Origin of the sequence: Pseudoalteromonas sp. GW168-MNA-CIBAN-0100 (genome assembly GCF_040309225.1) — a bacterium.
In the GTDB taxonomy this organism is placed as follows: Bacteria; Pseudomonadota; Gammaproteobacteria; order Enterobacterales; family Alteromonadaceae; genus Pseudoalteromonas; species Pseudoalteromonas arctica.
Genome location: NZ_JBEOOL010000371.1, coordinates 1 through 305, shown reverse-complemented (window position 1 = coordinate 305; position 305 = coordinate 1). Strand labels below are relative to the sequence as shown.

The 305-nt window shown below is 43.3% G+C and carries 1 protein-coding gene; it reads left to right on the top strand.

Going from position 1 to position 305, the window contains the following annotated elements:
* On the top strand, positions 1-305 hold a 305-nt coding region (locus AAEY62_RS21540; protein WP_350636430.1), incomplete at both ends, for a polysaccharide lyase family 7 protein.

Below are 305 nucleotides of genomic sequence, written 5' to 3'. Positions count from 1 at the left end.
CAATTTTGCTCTTGCTGTACACCCACTATCGGATCGATTTGGCTCTATTGGTGGCAAAATGGAAGCAACGCTAAAAGTAGATCATGTTGCATTACGTGCTACTGATCCAAGTAAAAATGCGGCCTACTCTGTTGTTGTGGGGCAAATTCACGCAGGTAAAGATCAGGCGCTTATTGACACTAAGCTTGGCTATGGCTGGGGTAACGAGCCACTAAAAATATATTATAAAAAGTGGCCTGGACATAAAACGGGATCGGTTTTTTGGAACTACGAGCGTAACCTACCAAAAACAGATCCTAACCGTA